The sequence below is a fragment of the Microvirga terrae genome, from assembly GCF_013307435.2.
Lineage (GTDB): Bacteria > Pseudomonadota > Alphaproteobacteria > Rhizobiales > Beijerinckiaceae > Microvirga > Microvirga terrae.
Map to the genome: position 1 here is coordinate 14,220 of NZ_CP102847.1, position 17,722 is coordinate 31,941.

The 17,722-nt window shown below is 63.1% G+C and carries 18 protein-coding genes; 6 read left to right on the forward strand and 12 right to left on the reverse strand.

Translation table 11 applies throughout. From position 1 onward, the window contains the following. Positions 1-86: 86 nt before the first annotated feature. From HPT29_RS27300 to HPT29_RS27310, 3 genes are all read right to left on the reverse strand, one after another. Positions 87-1,004, reverse strand: coding sequence for an MBL fold metallo-hydrolase (locus HPT29_RS27300; protein ID WP_173949648.1), 918 nt, complete (start codon positions 1,002-1,004; stop codon positions 87-89). 511 nt (positions 1,005-1,515) lie between these two features. Further along, positions 1,516-2,724, reverse strand: coding sequence for an NO-inducible flavohemoprotein (hmpA, locus tag HPT29_RS27305; RefSeq protein ID WP_173949824.1), 1,209 nt, complete (start codon positions 2,722-2,724; stop codon positions 1,516-1,518). Then, on the reverse strand, positions 2,724-3,155 hold the full coding sequence (locus HPT29_RS27310) for a group III truncated hemoglobin (RefSeq protein WP_173949647.1): 432 nt from the start codon (positions 3,153-3,155) through the stop codon (positions 2,724-2,726). The genes hmpA and HPT29_RS27310 overlap by 1 nt, the downstream gene beginning before the upstream one ends. A 292-nt stretch (positions 3,156-3,447) precedes the next feature. Between HPT29_RS27310 and hemA the strand changes: the two genes are divergently transcribed. Beyond that, positions 3,448-4,707, forward strand: a complete 1,260-nt coding sequence (gene hemA, locus HPT29_RS27315; RefSeq protein ID WP_432807346.1) for a 5-aminolevulinate synthase — start codon at positions 3,448-3,450, stop codon at positions 4,705-4,707. Beyond that, on the forward strand, positions 4,704-5,786 hold the full coding sequence (locus HPT29_RS27320) for a pyridoxal phosphate-dependent aminotransferase (protein WP_173949646.1): 1,083 nt from the start codon (positions 4,704-4,706) through the stop codon (positions 5,784-5,786). Before hemA ends, HPT29_RS27320 begins: the two co-directional genes overlap by 4 nt. 5 nt (positions 5,787-5,791) lie before the next feature. Here HPT29_RS27320 and HPT29_RS27325 read toward each other — a convergent pair whose 3' ends face one another. From HPT29_RS27325 to HPT29_RS27335, 3 genes are all read right to left on the reverse strand, one after another. Beyond that, complete coding sequence (locus HPT29_RS27325) at positions 5,792-6,559, reverse strand: HpcH/HpaI aldolase family protein (protein WP_173949645.1); 768 nt, start codon at positions 6,557-6,559, stop codon at positions 5,792-5,794. 75 nt (positions 6,560-6,634) lie between these two features. Then, positions 6,635-7,210 carry a cytochrome c oxidase assembly protein gene (locus HPT29_RS27330; protein ID WP_173949644.1) on the reverse strand — a complete coding sequence of 192 codons (576 nt, stop codon included), beginning with the start codon at positions 7,208-7,210 and terminating at the stop codon, positions 6,635-6,637. Positions 7,211-7,242: 32 nt separating this feature from the next. After that, a complete protein-coding gene (locus HPT29_RS27335) occupies positions 7,243-7,677 on the reverse strand; it encodes a DUF983 domain-containing protein (RefSeq protein ID WP_173949643.1) in 435 nt (144 codons plus the stop codon). A 213-nt stretch (positions 7,678-7,890) separates the two neighbouring features. Here HPT29_RS27335 and HPT29_RS27340 point away from each other — a divergent pair, with 213 nt between their 5' ends. Further along, on the forward strand, positions 7,891-9,264 hold the full coding sequence (locus HPT29_RS27340; RefSeq protein WP_173949642.1) for an aminotransferase-like domain-containing protein: 1,374 nt from the start codon (positions 7,891-7,893) through the stop codon (positions 9,262-9,264). Between the two features lie 57 nt (positions 9,265-9,321). Here the strand turns inward: HPT29_RS27340 and HPT29_RS27345 are convergent, their stop codons facing one another. The 6 genes from HPT29_RS27345 to HPT29_RS27370 all read right to left on the reverse strand — a co-directional run bounded on the left by HPT29_RS27345 (position 9,322) and on the right by HPT29_RS27370 (position 14,304). Then, on the reverse strand, positions 9,322-10,530 hold the full coding sequence (locus HPT29_RS27345; RefSeq protein ID WP_173949641.1) for a patatin-like phospholipase family protein: 1,209 nt from the start codon (positions 10,528-10,530) through the stop codon (positions 9,322-9,324). Positions 10,531-10,541: 11 nt separating this feature from the next. Continuing rightward, positions 10,542-10,706 carry a DUF1427 family protein gene (locus HPT29_RS27350; RefSeq protein ID WP_173949640.1) on the reverse strand — a complete coding sequence of 55 codons (165 nt, stop codon included), beginning with the start codon at positions 10,704-10,706 and terminating at the stop codon, positions 10,542-10,544. A gap of 3 nt (positions 10,707-10,709) precedes the next feature. After that, complete coding sequence (locus tag HPT29_RS27355; protein WP_173949639.1) at positions 10,710-10,952, reverse strand: DUF1427 family protein; 243 nt, start codon at positions 10,950-10,952, stop codon at positions 10,710-10,712. Positions 10,953-11,112: 160 nt separating this feature from the next. Continuing rightward, positions 11,113-11,538, reverse strand: a complete 426-nt coding sequence (locus HPT29_RS27360) for a DoxX family protein (RefSeq protein ID WP_173949638.1) — start codon at positions 11,536-11,538, stop codon at positions 11,113-11,115. 13 nt (positions 11,539-11,551) lie between these two features. Continuing rightward, a complete protein-coding gene (locus HPT29_RS27365) occupies positions 11,552-13,423 on the reverse strand; it encodes an amidohydrolase (protein WP_173949637.1) in 1,872 nt (623 codons plus the stop codon). A 197-nt stretch (positions 13,424-13,620) separates the two neighbouring features. Further along, positions 13,621-14,304, reverse strand: coding sequence for a hydrolase (locus HPT29_RS27370; RefSeq protein WP_173949636.1), 684 nt, complete (start codon positions 14,302-14,304; stop codon positions 13,621-13,623). A gap of 629 nt (positions 14,305-14,933) precedes the next feature. On the opposite strand from HPT29_RS27370, the gene HPT29_RS27375 reads away from it, so the two are divergent. The 3 genes from HPT29_RS27375 to HPT29_RS27385 all read left to right on the forward strand — a co-directional run bounded on the left by HPT29_RS27375 (position 14,934) and on the right by HPT29_RS27385 (position 17,688). Beyond that, positions 14,934-15,770 (forward strand): alpha/beta fold hydrolase, encoded by an 837-nt coding sequence (locus tag HPT29_RS27375; RefSeq protein WP_173949635.1) that lies wholly within the window; start codon positions 14,934-14,936, stop codon positions 15,768-15,770. Positions 15,771-15,935: 165 nt separating this feature from the next. Next, positions 15,936-17,315, forward strand: coding sequence for a dicarboxylate/amino acid:cation symporter (locus HPT29_RS27380; protein ID WP_173949634.1), 1,380 nt, complete (start codon positions 15,936-15,938; stop codon positions 17,313-17,315). 70 nt (positions 17,316-17,385) lie between these two features. Continuing rightward, positions 17,386-17,688: a hypothetical protein gene (locus tag HPT29_RS27385; protein WP_173949633.1), complete on the forward strand. Its 303-nt coding sequence runs from the start codon at positions 17,386-17,388 to the stop codon at positions 17,686-17,688. Positions 17,689-17,722: the final 34 nt, after the last annotated feature.

Below are 17,722 nucleotides of genomic sequence, written 5' to 3' on the forward strand. Positions count from 1 at the left end.
TGATGTGGAGACGGAAAACGTCGGGGCGGGAATTGCCGAGCGGCCCCACGCCGCGGCCCCATCCCGATCGCCGGCCGCGCTGGCGGTCAGTAGTCCCAGAAGACCGGCACCCAACGAAAGGCGTCGCCGGCGCTCGCCACCCGTCCGACGGACGGGAATGGCAGGTGGGTGGCCACCAGCTGTTCGCCCGTCGACGCCAGCTCCCGTAAAAGACGGACTCGAACACGGGCCGCCTCCTCGGGGTCGTGTTCGAAACCGTTGTGCCAGTCGGGGTGGTCGAACCCGACCGCGAAAACGGCGTCGCCGGCAAACGTTAGCCGATCGCCGCCGGATGCCAGGCGGACCACACTGTGCCCGGGGGTGTGGCCGCCGGTGCGAGTGACGAGCACGCCAGGCGCCACCTCGTGCTCGTCATCGAACTGCAGCAGTTGGCTGCGGTACTCTTCCACGAACCGCTTGGCGGTGGCCCTGAGCGCGTCCGGGAACCCCGCCGGCATGTGGACATGGGTGAAGTCGGGCGACTCCCAAAACTTGACCTCGGCGGCGGCCACGTGGATCCGCAGGTCCGGACGTAGCCGGTCCTTTACTCCTTCGACGAGAAGCCCGCCGATGTGGTCCATGTGCATGTGGGTAAGCACTACGTCGGTCACAGAGGCAAGATCGATGCCGGCGGATTCCAGTCGCTTGATCAACTGCCCAGCCCGCGGCAGGTTCAAGTTCGGATCCGGTCCCAGCCCAGCGTCGATGAGTATGGTCTGATTGCCGCTACGTACCATGACCACGTTCAACGCCCAGTCGAAAGCGTCCGGCGGCAGGAACATGTCGTTCAGCCAGGCCGCTCGCGCGGCGGCGTCGGCGTTGTATCCCAACATCTCGGTCGGAAGCGGCAGCACTCCATCGCTGACCACCAGCACGTCAATCTCGCCGACTCGTACCATGTAGCGCGACGGAACCAACTCTTCGGGCCCACGTGTCTCGAGGTGTAAGGTGTTGTCCAAGCTCATGTTCGTCTCCTGCTGATCGCCTTACCCACGGCCGCCTCTAGGGAGGTGTTTCAAGCATGCGCGCCTCCCGGAGATCGTTCCATTGAGCCGGCGGCGTAAATGTCCACTCAAATAGTCTATGATGCCTATACCGAAGATTAGGTCCGTCCTTGGGGAGCCGGACCTTGCCGGTTCCTAGCTGTCAGACGGACTTCCCTCATCGTCTCGCGGGATCTCCTTGCCCTTCAGCGCGGTCTTGAGGCTCTGAAGAAGGACGCCATCGGTGACCGGCTTTGTCAGATACTTCGCGCATGACCTGCCGCTTGTGCTGTGTCAGCGGTGCAAAGAGGTCGAAATGCTGTTTGGCCCGACGGGCCTCTGCCATGTGCACAACATCCTTCTCGATGTCGAACGAGGCGGCCCTGCGTTGTAGCAGCCTGGGAGGCTGTGTGGACTAGAACCATGACTTTACCGCAGGGAGCGCGCGCTGGATCGAGAACGATAGCGAATTCGATCCAGCGCAGTGGGCTATTCAGTGCGCCTCATCCGCCGGACCGAAGAACTCGTAGTGAATCCGGTCGGACGGGACGCCGGCCCGAGCGAGATCGCCGGTGAAAGCACGGAGGAAGGGCTTGGGCCCGCAGAGGTAAAAATCCGCCTCATGCAGCGGCGTATGGTCCTGAAGCCATTCTATGCTGATAAAACCGTCGGCATCGTGGGTTTGGCCCACCGCGTCGTTTGGATGTGGCTCGCTGTAGAAAGTCGCGACCCGAATCTTGCCATGGGCTTCGGCCAATGCTCTGACATGACCGTCCATCGCGTGAGTGGCACTGTTCATGGTTCCATGAACGTAATGGGTCTCCAGAGCAGGGTGTTGGTCAGCAATGGTTTCAACCATGCTCACCATCGGCGTCAGGCCCACGCCGCCGGAGAGCAGCACCACCGGCCGCAGTGGTGCTTCGGGCAGGAAGAAGTCGCCGGCTGGCGGCGTCGCTTCCAGGATGTCACCGATTTTGACTTCATCATGCAGGAACCGCGATCCGCCTTGGCCACTCGCCTCCCGTTTCACAGAAATCCGGTAGAAGTCTGAATTGGGTCCGCAGGAGATGGAATAATTGCGCTTGAGTTGTGCTCCACTCGCCGGGTGAAAGCGGAAGGTCAGGTATTGACCCGGCTTGTGCTGTATAATTGGCTGCCCATCAACAGGACGAAGGACAAAGGACGTGATAACCGCACTTTCGCGGATTTTTTCTGCCACCGCAAATTGACGCCAGCCCGACCAGCCTCCTTCCAGATGCTCGATTTCCGCACGGATGGCGGTTTCACGCGATATCAAGATTTTGGCGAGGAACCAATAGGCCTCACCCCAGGCGTTGACGATCTCGTCGGTGGCGGCATCCCCCAGCACGTCAGCGATTGCACTGAGGAGAGCTGTAGCGACATATGGGTAGTGCTCTGGGAGAATATGAAACCCGATGTGCTTATGGGCGACGCGTTCGACGACGGGCGCAAGAGCGCCCAAATCTTCGATGTTACGGGCATAGGTCAAAATGGCAGCGGCGAGGGCATGGACCTGTGCTCCACCGTCTCCCTGGTTCGCGTGGTTGAAGAGTGCGCGAATATGCTCATCCTGAAACAGCCGGGCATACATGAGCTTGGTGATGGTTGTCCCATGCTCCGCAAGGGCCGGCACTGTCGCTTTCACAATCGCGATTGTTTGCGGGCTTAAAGGTTGTTGCATCATTGATCTCCTTTGGTAGTGAAATTTGTCAGCGAGGTCTCGCCGGGTGTGCGAAGGCGGATGGCAACCTGCAGGCTCTTGGCGATACGCCGTGCTTTCGCCTGAGCGGTCCTAGCCACCTCGTCGGGCAGCAGCTCGGTGGTGGCCTGTTCCCAAAGCTCGAGCCAGCGGCTGAACATGCCGGGTGTGATCCGATCGGCATGGATCAGGTGGATAACGACGGGATTTCCCTTGTACCGGCCTGAGGCCAGCATCACCGATGACCAGAAATCCTCCAGGCGGTCGAGGTGCTCAGCCCAGTCGTGTACGGCGTCGTTGAACACGGGGCCGAGCTCGGCGTCGCTTCGAACCCGGTCGTAGAAGCGCCTCAGGAGCTCTGGCAGGTCTGCCTGGTCAAGTTCGAGGGCACTGCGCACGGCGGTGATCTCCATCGCTTGTCTCCAAGGGTGTCGTAGCGGAAGCGCCAAGCGACGCTTTGGTTTGCGGGTCGCCCGGGACAGCATCGAGTTCGGGTTAAATGTATGGTTTCGTTATGCATGGACAATGCATACATTTGCGCCTCATGATACGCCGCAGGTCACCGGTAATCCGGAGGTCGGCCGCTGCTTCTGCGACATTTGGCGGGGATACCGATGGACGGCAATGCAGTAATTATACGTATGTTCGAACCGCAATGTATGGCATACAAGAACCGTACACATCGCCCATGGAGGCCAAGGAACAATGATGGATCCGAGTCTCGGCTCCCGTAGAGCAGTACTGCATGGCGCGTTCGACCCTGACAGCTTCTTCCGAAGCTCCCTGGCCGAACTGAAGGCGGACGGGCGCTACCGCACCTTCCTTGAGCTGGAACGCAGGGCGGGGGCGTTCCCGCTCGCGGACGTCCCGGGGCGACAGGATTCCGTCGTGGTCTGGTGCTCGAACGACTACCTCGGCATGGGTCAGCACCCAGTGGTGCTCAACGCCATGCACGAGGCCATCGACAGGGTAGGGACCGGGGCCGGGGGGACCCGCAACATCTCCGGCAACACCCGCGACCACGTCCTGCTCGAGCGCGAGCTCGCCGACCTGCACGGCAAGGAGGCGGCGCTTGTCTTCGCGACGGGCTACGTGACCAACGAGGCGGCCCTCTCGACGCTGGCGGGATTGATCCCGGGCTGCATCGTCTACTCGGACGCTCTGAACCACGCCTCGATGATCGCAGGCATCCGCCACTCCAAGGCCGAGAAGCGGATCTTCCGCCACAACGACGTGGGGGATCTCGAGCGCCTGATGGCGGCCGACGACCCGGCCCGACCCAAGCTGGTGTGCTTCGAGAGTGTGTACTCGATGGATGCGGATGTCGGTCCGATCAAGGCGATCTGCGACGTGGCTGAGCACTACAGCGCCATGACCTATCTCGACGAGGTCCACGCGGTTGGATTGTACGGCGAGCGTGGGGCCGGGGTGGCCGAGCGCGAGGGCCAGATGCACCGCCTGACGGTGATCCAGGGAACTCTGGGTAAGGCGTTCGGCTGCGGCGGCGGTTACATTGCGGCCTCGGCTCTGCTGATCGACTTCGTGCGCAGCCATGCACCAGGCTTCATCTTCACCACGTCGATGCCGCCAGCCGTCGCGGCCGCAGCCCGGGCGAGCGTGGCGCACCTCAAGGCGAGCAGCACCGAGCGACAGTCCCACCAGAAGATCGTGGCCGATGTGAAGAGCCGCCTGAAGGAAGCCGGAGTTCCCGTGATGCCGTCCGAGACGCACCTGGTTCCGGTGTTCGTCGGCGACGCCCATCTGGTCCGGAGGATCTCGGACGAGCTGCTGGAGCAGCACGGAATTTACATCCAGCCAATCAACTACCCCACGGTGCCACGCGGCACAGAGCGGCTGCGGATCACGCCGACCCCGCTCCACACGGGCGAGCAGGTGGAGCACTTGGTCGAAGCCGTCGTGTCGGTGTTCCAGTCACATGGGCTCTCGATAGGACAGGCAGCATGACGTTCGAGCGCGAGAACGTGCGGCGCCTTGCCGGCTATGTCCCGGGCGAGCAACCCGCCCGGGCGGTGGCCAAGCTCAATACGAACGAGAACCCGTTTCCGCCAAGTGATGCCGTCCTCGCGGCCCTGAAGGAAGTCGACGGAGAGATGCTACGGCGCTACCCCGATCCCACGGCCTGGGCGTTCCGCACCGAAGCGGCACGCCTGCACGGTCTGACGCCGGATCACATCATCGCCACCAATGGCGGCGACGAGCTCCTGCGGCTGGCGCTGACCACGTTCCTACCGCCCGGTTCTCCACTCGGTTTGGCGGACCCGAGCTACTCGCTCTATCCGGTGCTGGCGGCCATCCACGGCAGCCCGAAAAGTGCGGTGTCTCTGAACGCCGACTGGTGGGTTCCGGCGGATACCGCGCGACGATGGAACAAAGCCGGTGCCAAGGTGGCGATGCTCGTCAATCCGCATGCCCCATCGGGGCGGCTCGCGTCACCGGGAGAGCTGGCTGAGGTGGCACGGGTCTTCAAGGGCGTGCTGGTGGTCGACGAGGCCTATGTTGACTTCGTCGATCCGGTGATTGCACATGATACGATCCGTCTGGTGCGGGAGTTCGACAACGTCCTGCTCCTGCGGTCCATGAGCAAGGGCTATTCCCTGGCCGGCCTGCGCCTGGGCTACGGGATCGGCTCGCCTGGGCTTGTCGCGCCGATGCTGTCGAAGACCAAGGACTCGTACAACGTCGACGCGGTCGCCCAGAAGGTAGGGGAGGCGGCCCTGCGCCACCAGCACACGGCGGCTGCGAGTTGGGCGTTCGTCCGGGAAGAGCGGCTTCGCCTGACGGCCGAACTCACGAGGAGAGGCTTCCTCTGTGCGCCCTCACAGGCGAATTTTCTGCTGGCGACGGTGCCGGGTCCTTCGGGCACGGCGGAGAGGCTGCTGTGGAGACTGGCCGGCGAGGGGATCTTCGTCCGCTGGTTCGATCAGGATCGGCTTCGCAACAACCTGCGGATCTCAATCGGAACGAAGAACGAGAACAACGCGCTCCTGGCCGCCCTCGATCGGCTGATCCGACAAGAGCCTTGAGTGCCTCAGCGGGCCGCCTTCAGGGCAACCTGAGCGCCCGTACGCAGGAAGCTCGTATCCGTTCCGATGGAGACCAAGTCGAAGCCTTTCTTCGCCAGGTCCCCACCCCGCTCGCCTGAGGACGCATAGACCCCGATGAACTTGCCCGCCGCTTTGGCTCGCGCGAGGGCATGCTCGAGGGCCGCCGAGGCCTCTGGACCCGTGGGGTTGTTCTCGGCACCGTTCGAGAGCGCGATCGACAGATCGGACGGGCCAACGAAGATCCCGTCGATCTCGGGAGCCCCAAGGATCGCGTCCACCGCGCCGAGCGCCTCGCGGGTTTCGATCATCGCGAAGGCGAGCGAGAACCCGTTGGCCTGCGCGAAGTAGGTCCTGGGCTCCAGGCCCGATAGAGGCACGGCGCCGTGCGGGCCCCAGCTCCGCTGCCCCAGCGGCGGATACTTGACGAAGCCGCCGAAGCGGCGTGCATCCTCCACCCTGTTGATCATGGGCGCGATCACGGCCGCGGCGCCGGCATCCAGCACACGCGAGGCGGCGGCGAACTCCCCGACGGGGATCCGGACGAGGGCGGGCTTGCCGGCCGCCGCAACGAGCGGGATTGCCCGTAGGGTGGCGGCGAAGTCGATCGCGCCGTGCTGCATGTCGATGGTGATCGCGTCGAAATCCTCGCGGGCCAGCAGGCCGGCAACGGATGGGTCGGGCAGGCCGCACCAGGCGGATAGAACCGGCGTGCCCGACCGAAGCTTGTTGGTCAGGATGCTGATGGTGGACATGGGATTCTCCGTTCAGACCACGCCTGACGACATCAGGCATTGCGGACGGGTGGGCCGGGTTCGGATAGCGGCGAGCTACTGATTAGCCGATGCCTCGAGGGTCTTACCGTTCTTCGACGGAAAGTACGTGTACGACAGCGTGATGTCGTGGGCGTCAGCCATGTTCGGGTCGTCCGCGATGGCAGGGTCGATGTAGAAGACCACCGCCGCCTCCATGGTCTCGCCCGCCTTGAGGGTGTTCTCCTGGAAGCAGAAGCATTCCAGTTTCATAAAATGGCCGCCCGCCATCTCCGGCAGGACGTTGAAGGTCGCCATCGCCGTAGCCGGGGCATAGCCCGTGTTCTGGATCTTGTACGTGATGGTCTGGGTCTCGCCGACCTTGACCTTGATCGCCGGCGTTTCGGGCGTGAAGCGCCAGGACAGATTGGGCGCGACGTTCGCATCGAACCGGATCGTGAGCGTGCGGTCGAGCACCTTGGAAGCCGGCCCGGAGGCCAGCATCGGTGTGCCACCGAAGCCAGTGACGGTGCAGAACAGGTTGTAGAGCGGGACGGACGCGTACGCGAGGCCGAGCATGCCGGCCGCGACGGCCAGGCAGGTGAGAGCCGTGTTGCGGGTCCGTCCCGTGGGCGAGGGGCTAGTGTCGGACATGGCAGAAGCCTTCAGGGGGAGGGGATAAAGGCTCAGCCGGCGGACACAGCAGACTCGGGAGAGTTCACTTCATCATTCGTGGCTGCCCGGTGCGGGCTCTCGAAGCGGCCTTCCTCAGCCTTGTAGAAGTACTGACTTGCGACCAGCATGCCCTTGAAGGGCCGGATCGTTGGCACGCAGCTCAACAGCAGGAACGGCAGCGTCGTCAGGAGGTGCACCCACAGGCCCGGCTCGTAGGCCATCTCGATCCACACACCAAAGGCCGTTGCCGGGATGGCCATCGTCATCATGACGAAGAAGGCCGGGCCGTCGGCCGGGTCGGCGAAGGAGTAGTCGAGGCCGCACGCCTCGCAACGTGGGGCGAGTGTGAGGAAGCCGTTGAACAGGCGGCCGTTTCCGCATTTGGGGCAGCGGCACTTCAGGCCGTACTTAAGGACAGCGTCCTTGGCGGAGAGACTCGTGGTCATGTCGGATCCTTCAGGTCTGCGCCCGGTTTCCCAGGACAGTTGTATATGTACGGATTGACTATCCATACATTAGGCCGTAGCCTCAATACTCAGACTGATGGAAAGGTTTCGACCGAAGTCGCGGTTTGCATCAGCCTGCTTCGCACACTATGTATGTCGTACATAAACCATACATCTAGAAGACAAGAGGGTCAAGGAAACGTGTTGTCCTGGATGCCGCAGATTCAGAACGAGAGCGGGCCCAAGTATTTGGCCATCGCCGGGGCGCTGCTGGCCGACGTGCAGTCCGGACGGCTCAAGCCGGGCCACCGCCTGCCGCCGCAGCGTCAGCTCGCCAAAGAACTCGGGGTCGACCTCACCACCGTCACCCGCGCCTTCAACGAGGCCCGCAAAATGGGGCTGATCGAGGCCAACACGGGACGGGGCAGCTATGTCCGGGGAAAGGCGCCGGAACGGGACAACATCGCCCCTGCCGGATCCCCGGTTATCGACCTGAGCATGAACATGCCGCCACAGCCATCTGCCGCAAAGCTGCGTGAGCGCATTCAGGAGGGGATCGCGGGCGTGCTGTCGTCCCCCCACGGACTCATGCACCTGCACTACCAGGAGAGCGTGGGGGCAGGGCCGGACCGAACTGCTGCCGCCCGCTGGCTCAGCGCACGGCTGGGATCGGTCCCGGTTGACCGTGTTGTGGTGACCAGCGGCGCCCAAGCGGCGCTCTATGCCGTCGTGCGGGTGATGGCCGGACCAGGCGACGCCATTTGCGTTCCGGATCTCACCTATCCGGGTCTGCGGGCAATCGCCGAGCAGCTCAAGGTGCGGCTGGTGCCGATAACTATGGACAGGGAGGGACTTGATCCGGCCGCTCTGGAGGAGGCCTGCCGACGCGAGAGCCCGAAAGCCGTCTACTGCGTACCGACCATCCACAACCCGACGACCGCCACGATGTCCGCCAAGCGGCGCGAAGCCATCGCCGAGGTGGCTCGTCAACAGGGAATCGCGATCATTGAGGACGACGCCTACGGGGCGCTGCCCCGGCAGGTTCCGGCCCCGATCGTGGCAGTCGCGCCGGAGATCACTTGGCATATCGCCACACTGTCGAAATGCGTCACGCCGGCCCTGCGCACGGCCTACGTGGTCACACCGGGACTGGCCGATACCTTGCGGCTGGCGGCGGAGATCCGCGCCATGTCCCTGATGATGCCACCCCTTATGGCGGCGCTGGCCTCGAAGTGGATCCTGGACGGCACGCTGGACGCCATCACGGCGGCGATCCGCGAGGAGAGCGCCGCCCGCCAGGCCGTTGCCCAGCAGGTCCTGCAAGGACTCGAGTTCCAAGCTCACCCGGAGGGGCACCATCTGTGGCTGACCCTGCCCGAGCGCTGGCGCCGGGCCGACCTCAACCTTTATGCACGGCAGTCGGGGCTTGCCTTGGTGCCGAGCGAGGCCTTCGCCGTCGGGCCTGCTCCGGATGCCATTCGCGTCTCTCTTGGCGCGGCACAGAACCAGGCCGTGCTGGAACGCGGGCTCAACCTGCTGGCGACGGTGTTGTCGCATGGCCCCAGTGCTCTGTCTTCGATCGTGTGACCTTGGTGAAGAAGCGTCACACTAGTGTCTTCGAGCACTGCGAGAGGCATTCACCTGTTACAGCGCTAAGGCAGGTGCCGGTGGTGGGCCTGAACGCCAGGCTCGCCCCAACAGCCCCATCTGTTCGCCGACGAGAAAGAGCTCACCCATGTACTCACGGTCGAAGTCTGACCGAGCCGCCTTCGTGAAGTTCGGCGGAATGGAGGTAAACAACACGCGTGCGTTGGTCTCACGAGCAATGCGATCGAGTCTCCGTAGGTCCGATAGGCCCTGGTACTTCGTCAGGGTCGTGATCGACCGGATCGCCAGCGGGAAGACCCCTTCCTCAGTAGGCTTGTAATCAGGCGTGAGTTTGCCGTTGCGGATGACATACAGAGTGCGCTCGCGCGTGCCGCCAAATGCCATTTGCTCGAAGTGGGCGAACCGCGTCCGTGGCGGTGCGAAGAAGATTTGCGCCGTGACGCCGCCATCGACATGAAGCTCGTTGTAGCTGCGTCCATCGGCATTGACCTGTATCCGCACCGGCGGGAAAGCGCCGGGAATGGCGCTCGAGGCGAGCAGAACCTGAACGATCAGGTCCCGGCGATCGGGCTGCCGGCTTGCAGCGATGGCCGAGAGGTCCCAGATGACGGGGCGCTGGGCATCGATGTTAGTGGTCTGCACGAGCAGACGGCGCCCCTTAGCATATTCCTGCGCAATCGCGTCGAGCACATCATCCGTCATATACTGCCCGATCAGGCGCTTGAGCGGGGCCGTGTCATAGCGGGAGGATCCCAATAGGCCGACAATCCCGCGATCGATCACAAGGTCAGTGTCGCCATACCGGGTATAGATGTCCTTCAGCACCTCGTCATAGCGAGGGCCCAAGAACGCGAAGGGCGCTGCGAGAGCGCCTGTCGAGACGCCGGTTACCACCTCGAAGTGAGGACGTTGTCCACTCCGGGTCCAGCCTGTGAGGAACCCGGCCGCGTAGGCGCCGTCTCCGCCGCCGCCCGAGATGGCCAGAAAGTCGGCCTTCCGGGTGTTGGCACCCGGTTCGCCAGCCAGGGAAGCCTGCTGGACCTGACGGTACTGGCGACGGATGATCGCCTCAATGGTCGGCGTGACCTCGTCGCCCCAGAAGCGGATGTCACCATAGCCGCTGACCCGGGCCGCCCCGATCTCGGTGCCGGGCACAGCCGCGCGGTCGCTCGTCGCAAGGCAGCCGCCCAGCACGACGGCAAGAGCGATAACGAGAGCTAAGCGGGCGAGAAAACCATAAGCCACCGCTCGAATCCTCATGAGCCGGCGAGAAGGCTGTCAGTGAGAAGGAAACCGACCGTCATGGCGACGACCAGCAGGGCACCAACCAGCCTGGGGGGCGCAGGTGACGGAATGTCGAACCAGCGGCAAAAGGCGCCAATCCCGAACGCCATTACGAGGCCCAACGCGATCTGAAGCATGGCTCACCCCACGGTTTGGCGGGAGGGGTCGCGGGCAGTCCTGACGCTCCCGTCCAATCCGCCGCAAGTCTTACTCTGTGTCGTTTCGCGATGGGATGCAAAGCGGTCGACGAACTCGTAGCCGGCGGACATGGCCAGCACGAGCCCGGCCCCGGTGAGTGCCAAGGGCGCCGGCAGGGGCAGTCCAACGAGACGACACATGACGCCGACGCCCAGCGCCAGCAGCAGTCCGACAACGATCTTCATGGCGACGTCTCCTCTAGGATGGGGGCTCCTGCCCGTCGCGTCCTGATGTTGCGGAGAAGCGACGCGATCCCACTAACCGTGAAGAGGCGGTGGTGGAGAGAGGCGACAGTGCCGGACGGCGGCGGCACCGCGTGTTCGGCAGGCGTGCTCTGGCTCGCGGTCATGGCCGCGCACTCCGGCTGTTGACGAACAGGACCGCCATTGCAAAGCCGCCGACAATGGCAAGATGCTCGAAGAAGGTGGCCGTCTGGCGCCCACGATCCAGCCCCTCGAAGGTCCAGAACGGGTGTGCCAGCAGGGTGGCCAAGCCGGTAAACCCCACCAGGATGCCGGCCCCTAGCCAACAGTACCGCCGAGTCAGGAACAGGAGGGAGCCGCCGAGCTGGGTCAGGATCACCGCCGCCGCAAGAAGGCCTTCCGGCTGCAACCCGAGACCGGCGACCTCGTTTGCGGCGCCCTCGAAATCGAGGAGTTTGACAGCGCCGCTGATCAGGAAGGGCGAAGCAAGGGCGAGGCGGGCCAGATGGTCGATGGCTGGCAGGGACAGTACCTGAGCAATCGGTCGGGGGATGGTAAGGTCACTCATGTCAGCCTCCCTCTCAAAACGCCCAGCACGAGCAGCCAAGCACGCCCCAGAACGCGCGGGGATCGGATGCGGGTGTGTTGGCGCCCCACGCGCTGGCATGGGAATGGCCATGCACGCCACAGGAATTGGCGCAGGCACAAGCAGCGGCCGTGAAGGCGTACTTGCGGGCTTCGTCACTGCTGGCTCGCTGCTGATAGCCGCCATGAGCACGCACTGGTGACCAGTCCGGCATGGGTGGGGGCAGCGAAGGGGCGAGATCCTTGAACTCGGCGTCACCATGCACGGGCTTGCCGCCGAGCAACGTCAGAACCGACGTGATGTCCTGGATCGCATCCTCGGGCACGGAGAAGTAGTCATCGGACAGCACCGCCAGATCGGCCAGGTGGCCTTGCCGGATCTGACCCTTCTTGCCCGCCTCGTTCGAGAACCAGGAGTTGGCCTCGGTCCACAGCCGCAGGGCCGTCTCGCGGTCGAGCCGGTTCGCGGCCGGGTAGAGGGTGAGGCCGCCCAGGGTCTTGCCGGTGACGAGCCACGACAGAGACACCCATGGATTGTAGGAGGCAACACGGGTGGCATCCGTGCCGGCGCCGACCGGCACGCAGGCCTCCAGCATGCGCTTGATGGGCGGTGTGCGCTCAGCCGCCTTGGTGCCGTAGCGCTCGACGAAGTCCTCGCCCTGGAACGCCATCCGGTGCTGGACGGCGATGCCCCCGCCCAAGGCTGCGATGCGGTCGATGTTGCGCTCGTCGATGGTCTCGGCATGATCGAAGAACCAGTGCAGGCCGTCGAAGGGAATGTCCCGGTTCACCTTCTCGAACACGTCGAGCGCCCGCGTGATGGTCTCGTTGTAGGTGGCGTGCAGCCGCCAAGGCCAACGGTTCTCGACCAGCAGACGAACGACGGGCTCCAGGTCGCCTTCCATGTTCGGCGGCATCTCAGGGCGCTCGACCTTGAAGTCTTCGAAGTCGGCGGCAGAGTACACCAGCATCTCGCCGGCCCCGTTGTGGCGGTAGAGATCGTCGCCCTGGCCCGGCTTCACCTGCTTGGCCCAGCTGTCGAAGTCCTTCAGCTCTTCCTTCGGCTTCTGGGTGAACAGGTTGTAGGCCAGGCGCACCGTGAGCTGGCCCTCCCGGTGCAGTTCCTCGATGATCCGGTAATCGTCCGGATAATTCTGGAAGCCGCCGCCCGCATCGATGACGCCGGTCACGCCGAGCCGATTCACCTCGCGCATGAAGTGGCGCGAGGAGTTCTTCTGGTACTCGGGCGGAAGCTTCGGTCCCTTGGCCAGGGTGGCGTACAGGATGGTGGCATTCGGTTTGGCGATCAGCAGGCCCGTGGGGTTGCCGTTCGCGTCGCGTTGGATCTCGCCGCCGGGCGGGTTCGGCGTGTCCTTGGTGTAGCCCACGGCCCGCAAGGCAGCACCGTTGAGCAGGGCGCGGTCGTAGAGGTGCAGGATGAAGACGGGCGTGTCGGGCGAAACGGCGTTGATCTCGTCGAGCGTCGGCAGCCGCTTCTCGGCGAACTGATGTTCGGTGAAGCCGCCGACCACGCGCACCCATTGCGGTGCCGGCGTCCGGTCGACCTGTTCCTTGAGCATCCGCATGGCATCGGCCAAGGAGCGAACGCCGTCCCAGCGCAGCTCCATGTTGTAGTTGAGGCCACCGCGAATGATGTGCATGTGGCTGTCGATCAATCCCGGGACGACGCGGCGGCCATGGAGGTCGATCCGCTGCGTGGCTGGTCCGGCGAGCGTCATGATCTCCTGCTCGCTCCCAACGGCCAGAAAGCGTCCGTCCCGGATGGCGGCGGCAGAGGCTTCCGGCTTTTGGCGGTCAAGAGTTGTGATCTTGCCGCTGAACAGGATGAGATCGGCCGGTGTGTTCATGAACTTTGTCTCATAGCGTTCCGGGAGAGAAACCCGCCGCCAACGCGCCAATCCAGCAATGACGGTGGGGCGATCTGGGGTGGTGGCCATGGCAAGCCTCTTCATCTGAGACGCCTGCCTCGAAGTCAGCGGCATGGAAATGCGGATGCTTCCAAGCGGGCGACCGGAACTTCACGCCCGGCCGCCCAGGGCGGGATTTACTCCGCCGCAACGGACGCCTTGGCTGAGTGGTCGCCCTCGCTCGAGCCGAACATGGCCTTGGCGTAGATCAGGCCGAGGCCGTAGCCGCCGCCAAACCTCTTGGCAATACCTGTAGTCAGTTCATAGGTCTCGGTGCGGGCCCAATCACGCTGCAGCTCCAGCAGATACTGCAGGGATGTCATCGGGCGTGCACCCGCCTGCACCATGCGATCCATCGCGCGGTTATGGGCCTCGTCGGTGACGTCACCACAGGCATCGGCAATGACATAGACCTCGAAGCCCTGATCGAGCGCGGATAGGACCGGACCAACAATGCAGACCGAGGTCCACAGACCCGCTAGGACCAGCCGGTTCTTGCCGATCTCATTGACACGCTGAATGACGGTCGCATCCTCCCAGGTGTTCATTGACGTGCGGTCGAGGAGCGTCTCTTCAGGAAGGGCGTCGGTGATCTCGCTGAACATCGGACCGGAGAAGCTTTTCTCCGCCACGGTGGTCAGGATGGTCGACACCTGGAAGCCGGCCGCCGCCTCCGCGACCATGGCCGCATTGTTGCGCAGGGTCACCGTGTCAATCGATTGAGTCGCGAAGGCCATCTGCGACTGGAAGTCAATCATGATCAACGTGTGATCGCCCGGAGTGAGCAAGGTCCTACCGGGTGTCGGTGTCGCATGAGCCATGGGGATGCTTCCTATGTTTAGTGAGAAGTGTTTTGTGAGAGGAGCGTCGGGATCATTCGCCCTGAAGATCCTGACAAGCCGAAGCTTTCTGTTGTCCCGACCAGTCACAGGAACGAAGGCCGGGACGTCGGCGCAGGACGTCCTACGCAGCTTGAGGCTTGGCAGAGACGGTCGGTGAGATCCACTAAACTATGGTACAGGCCGTATATACCTTTGTGGTAGCCCCGCTCCGTCGGGGACCATATCACAGCAGTCGACAGGCAGACGCTCGGGTGTGATGCGCTTTCATTGGCACCTGTGCTGTACCGACCCGCACTGACACGAGTCCAATCTAAACCTCGGTATAGTCTTTATAGACTTTCCGATTGGAGTCCCATGCCACCCGTTTACTAGCGAGGTCTCCGTCGGGCAGGCATGCTGCGAAGGTAGTGCACTGAGAAATCCCACCAAGGATGAAACTTACCTTATCAACGGAGCCAGGGATGGCTGAACCACGACTCTTCACTCCGGCCCGTCGAGAGGTGCTCGGCTTCGGCTTGGGTACCGCACTCCTCGCCGGCTTACCGGTCAGGCAGGCAGCCGCTCAGCCAGCGGTCCGTATCAACTCACGAAACGAAAGAGACGACACTATGGGTACCATTACGACGAAGGATGGCGTTGAGATCTTTTACAAGGACTGGGGATCCAAGAATGCTCAGCCGATCGTCTTCCACCATGGCTGGCCGCTGAGTTCGGACGACTGGGATGCTCAGATGCTCTACTTCATCGACAAGGGCTATCGTGTCATCGCTCACGACCGACGCGGCCATGGCCGGTCAAGTCAGGTTGGTGATGGTCACGATATGGACCACTACGCCGCCGACGCGGCGGCGGTGACCGAGCACCTCGATCTCAGGAACGCCATCCACATCGGCCATTCGACCGGAGGCGGAGAGGCAACGCGCTACGTGGCCCGCCACGGACAGCCGCAAGGTCGTGTCGCCAAACTCGTGTTGATCGGTGCCGTTCCGCCGATCATGGTCAAGACCGCGGCGAACGCCGGCGGGCTGCCACTTGAGGTGTTCGACGGCTTTCGGGCGCAGCTCGCGGCAAACCGCTCTCAGTTCTACCTCGATGTCGCCAGTGGACCTTTCTACAGCTACAATCGTCCCGGAGCCAAGCCGTCCCAGGGGATTATCCAGAACTGGTGGCGCCAAGGCATGATGGGCGGCGCCAAGGCTCAGTACGACAGCATCAAGGCCTTCTCCGAAACCGACTTCACCGAGGATCTGAAGATCATAACCGTGCCGACGCTCGTCATGCACGGCAACGACGACCAGGTCGTGCCGGTCGCGGATTCCGCGTTGCTTTCGGTGAAATTGCTGAAGAACGGCACGCTCAAAGTGTATGAGAAGTTCCCGCACGGCATGTGCACCACCCACGCCGAGGTAGTGAATCCTGACCTCCTCGCCTTCATTAAAGGCTAAGTGCTGTTCTCCGCCGGTGAGGCAAGGATCGGTCGGGCTTCCGACCGATCTCCTCGCACCTCCGGCAGTGGTGCGGAAATCGATACCACGACTGCACTGAGGGCAGTCGCCACTGGGTCAGCGGCCCAGTCCGGCTGATGAGACCTTTTCGACAGAGAACGTGCAATGACAACGGTAACGCCGACGGCGGTAGCCCTGGGCTCCCATCAGCAGGGTCGATGGTACCGGCACCTCTATGTTCAGGTGCTTACCGCAATCCTGCTGGGCGCCCTCCTGGGTCATTTTTATCCTTCCCTCGGCGAAGCGATGAAGCCCTTGGGCGATGCCTTCGTCAAGATGATCAAGATGCTCATCGCCCCGATCATCTTCTTCACGGTCGTGCATGGCATTGCCAGCATGAAGGACATGAAAAAGGTCGGCCGGGTTGGCCTGATGGCTCTCGTCTACTTCGAGGTCGTGACGACGTTCGCCCTTGTCATAGGGCTGATTGTCGTCAACCTGTGGCAGCCGGGGAATGGCATGAATGTCGATCTCTCTCACGTCGATACTTCATCCATCGCGATCTACACCGCGAAGGCAAAGGACCAGAGTACCATCGGGTTCCTGATGGAGATCATCCCATCGACCGTCGTCGGGGCTTTCGCGACCGGCGAAATCCTGCAGGTTCTGTTCTTCGCGCTCCTGTTTGCCTTCGGCTTGCAGGCGCTTGGCGAGCACGGCGAGCCGGTGCTGCGCCTCATCGACATTACCGGCCACATCTTCTTTCGCGTGGTCGGCCTGATCATGAAGCTGGCCCCGATCGGCGCGTTCGGCGCGATGGCGTTCACGATCGGCAAGTACGGCGTGGGCACCCTGCTGTCGCTCGGCAACTTCATGCTGTCGTTCTATACGACCTGCCTGCTGTTCATCTTTGCCGTCCTGGGTAGCATCGCCGCATTGTGCGGGTTCTCCATCCTGAAGTTTATGCGCTACATCAAGGAGGAGTTGCTGATCGTGCTCGGCACCTCGTCCTCGGAGTCGGTGCTCCCGCGCATGATGGCCAAGATGGAGAACCTGGGCTGCGAGACCTCGGTCGTCGGGCTGGTCGTCCCAACCGGGTACTCCTTCAATCTTGACGGAACCTGCATCTATTTGACGATGGCAGCCGTCTTCCTGGCCCAAGCCACCAACACCGATCTGACTCTGGCACAGGAAATCGGCATCATCGCGATCCTTCTGCTCACCTCGAAGGGGGCCGCCGGCGTAACCGGCTCCGGTTTCATCGTGCTGGCAGCAACCCTCTCCTCCGTCGGCACGATCCCAGTGGCGAGCATTGCTCTGATCCTTGGCATTGATCGCTTCATGTCGGAGGCGCGGGCCCTTACCAACTTGATCGGCAATGGTCTGGCAACGGTCGTTGTTGCCAAGTTGGAAGGCGCACTCGACGAAAAACAGCTGCACCAGCAACTGAACCAGGAGGCGGATCTCGAAGCGGACGAGCCCGAGACGGTCAAGGTGGAGGACGACGTCGTCGAGGCAGGTAGGCCTGAATCGGTCCGGGTGTGAGCACGACACCCTAAGGACGGGACGTGCCGCTGCAATCCGTCATTCCAAGTCGAGAGCAGGAGGGTTCATCATGAAGTCGATCAGCACACTCCTTCGTCTGAACTGGCATCTTTTCGTCGGCAGTGTTGTCGCCGCCGCGATGACGGGCTTTGCCGCAACGGCTCAGGCGCAGTCCCCGCCGTCCGCTCAGCAAACCTCGCCGGCCGCCGAGCCGATGAAGGCGGTGGAACGCAACGGCCGCAGTGTCGCCCGGACCGGCGCGACCGTTCCCAATCCAGGCACCGCGAAAACCGGTCCTCAGACTGAGGTTGAGCGGCGTGCCCATGAACGCAGCAGCCGGACCATCCGCACAATCTGCAGCGGCTGCCTGTAGCCACGACGAGCCATGGATCACACCAGCGACTACT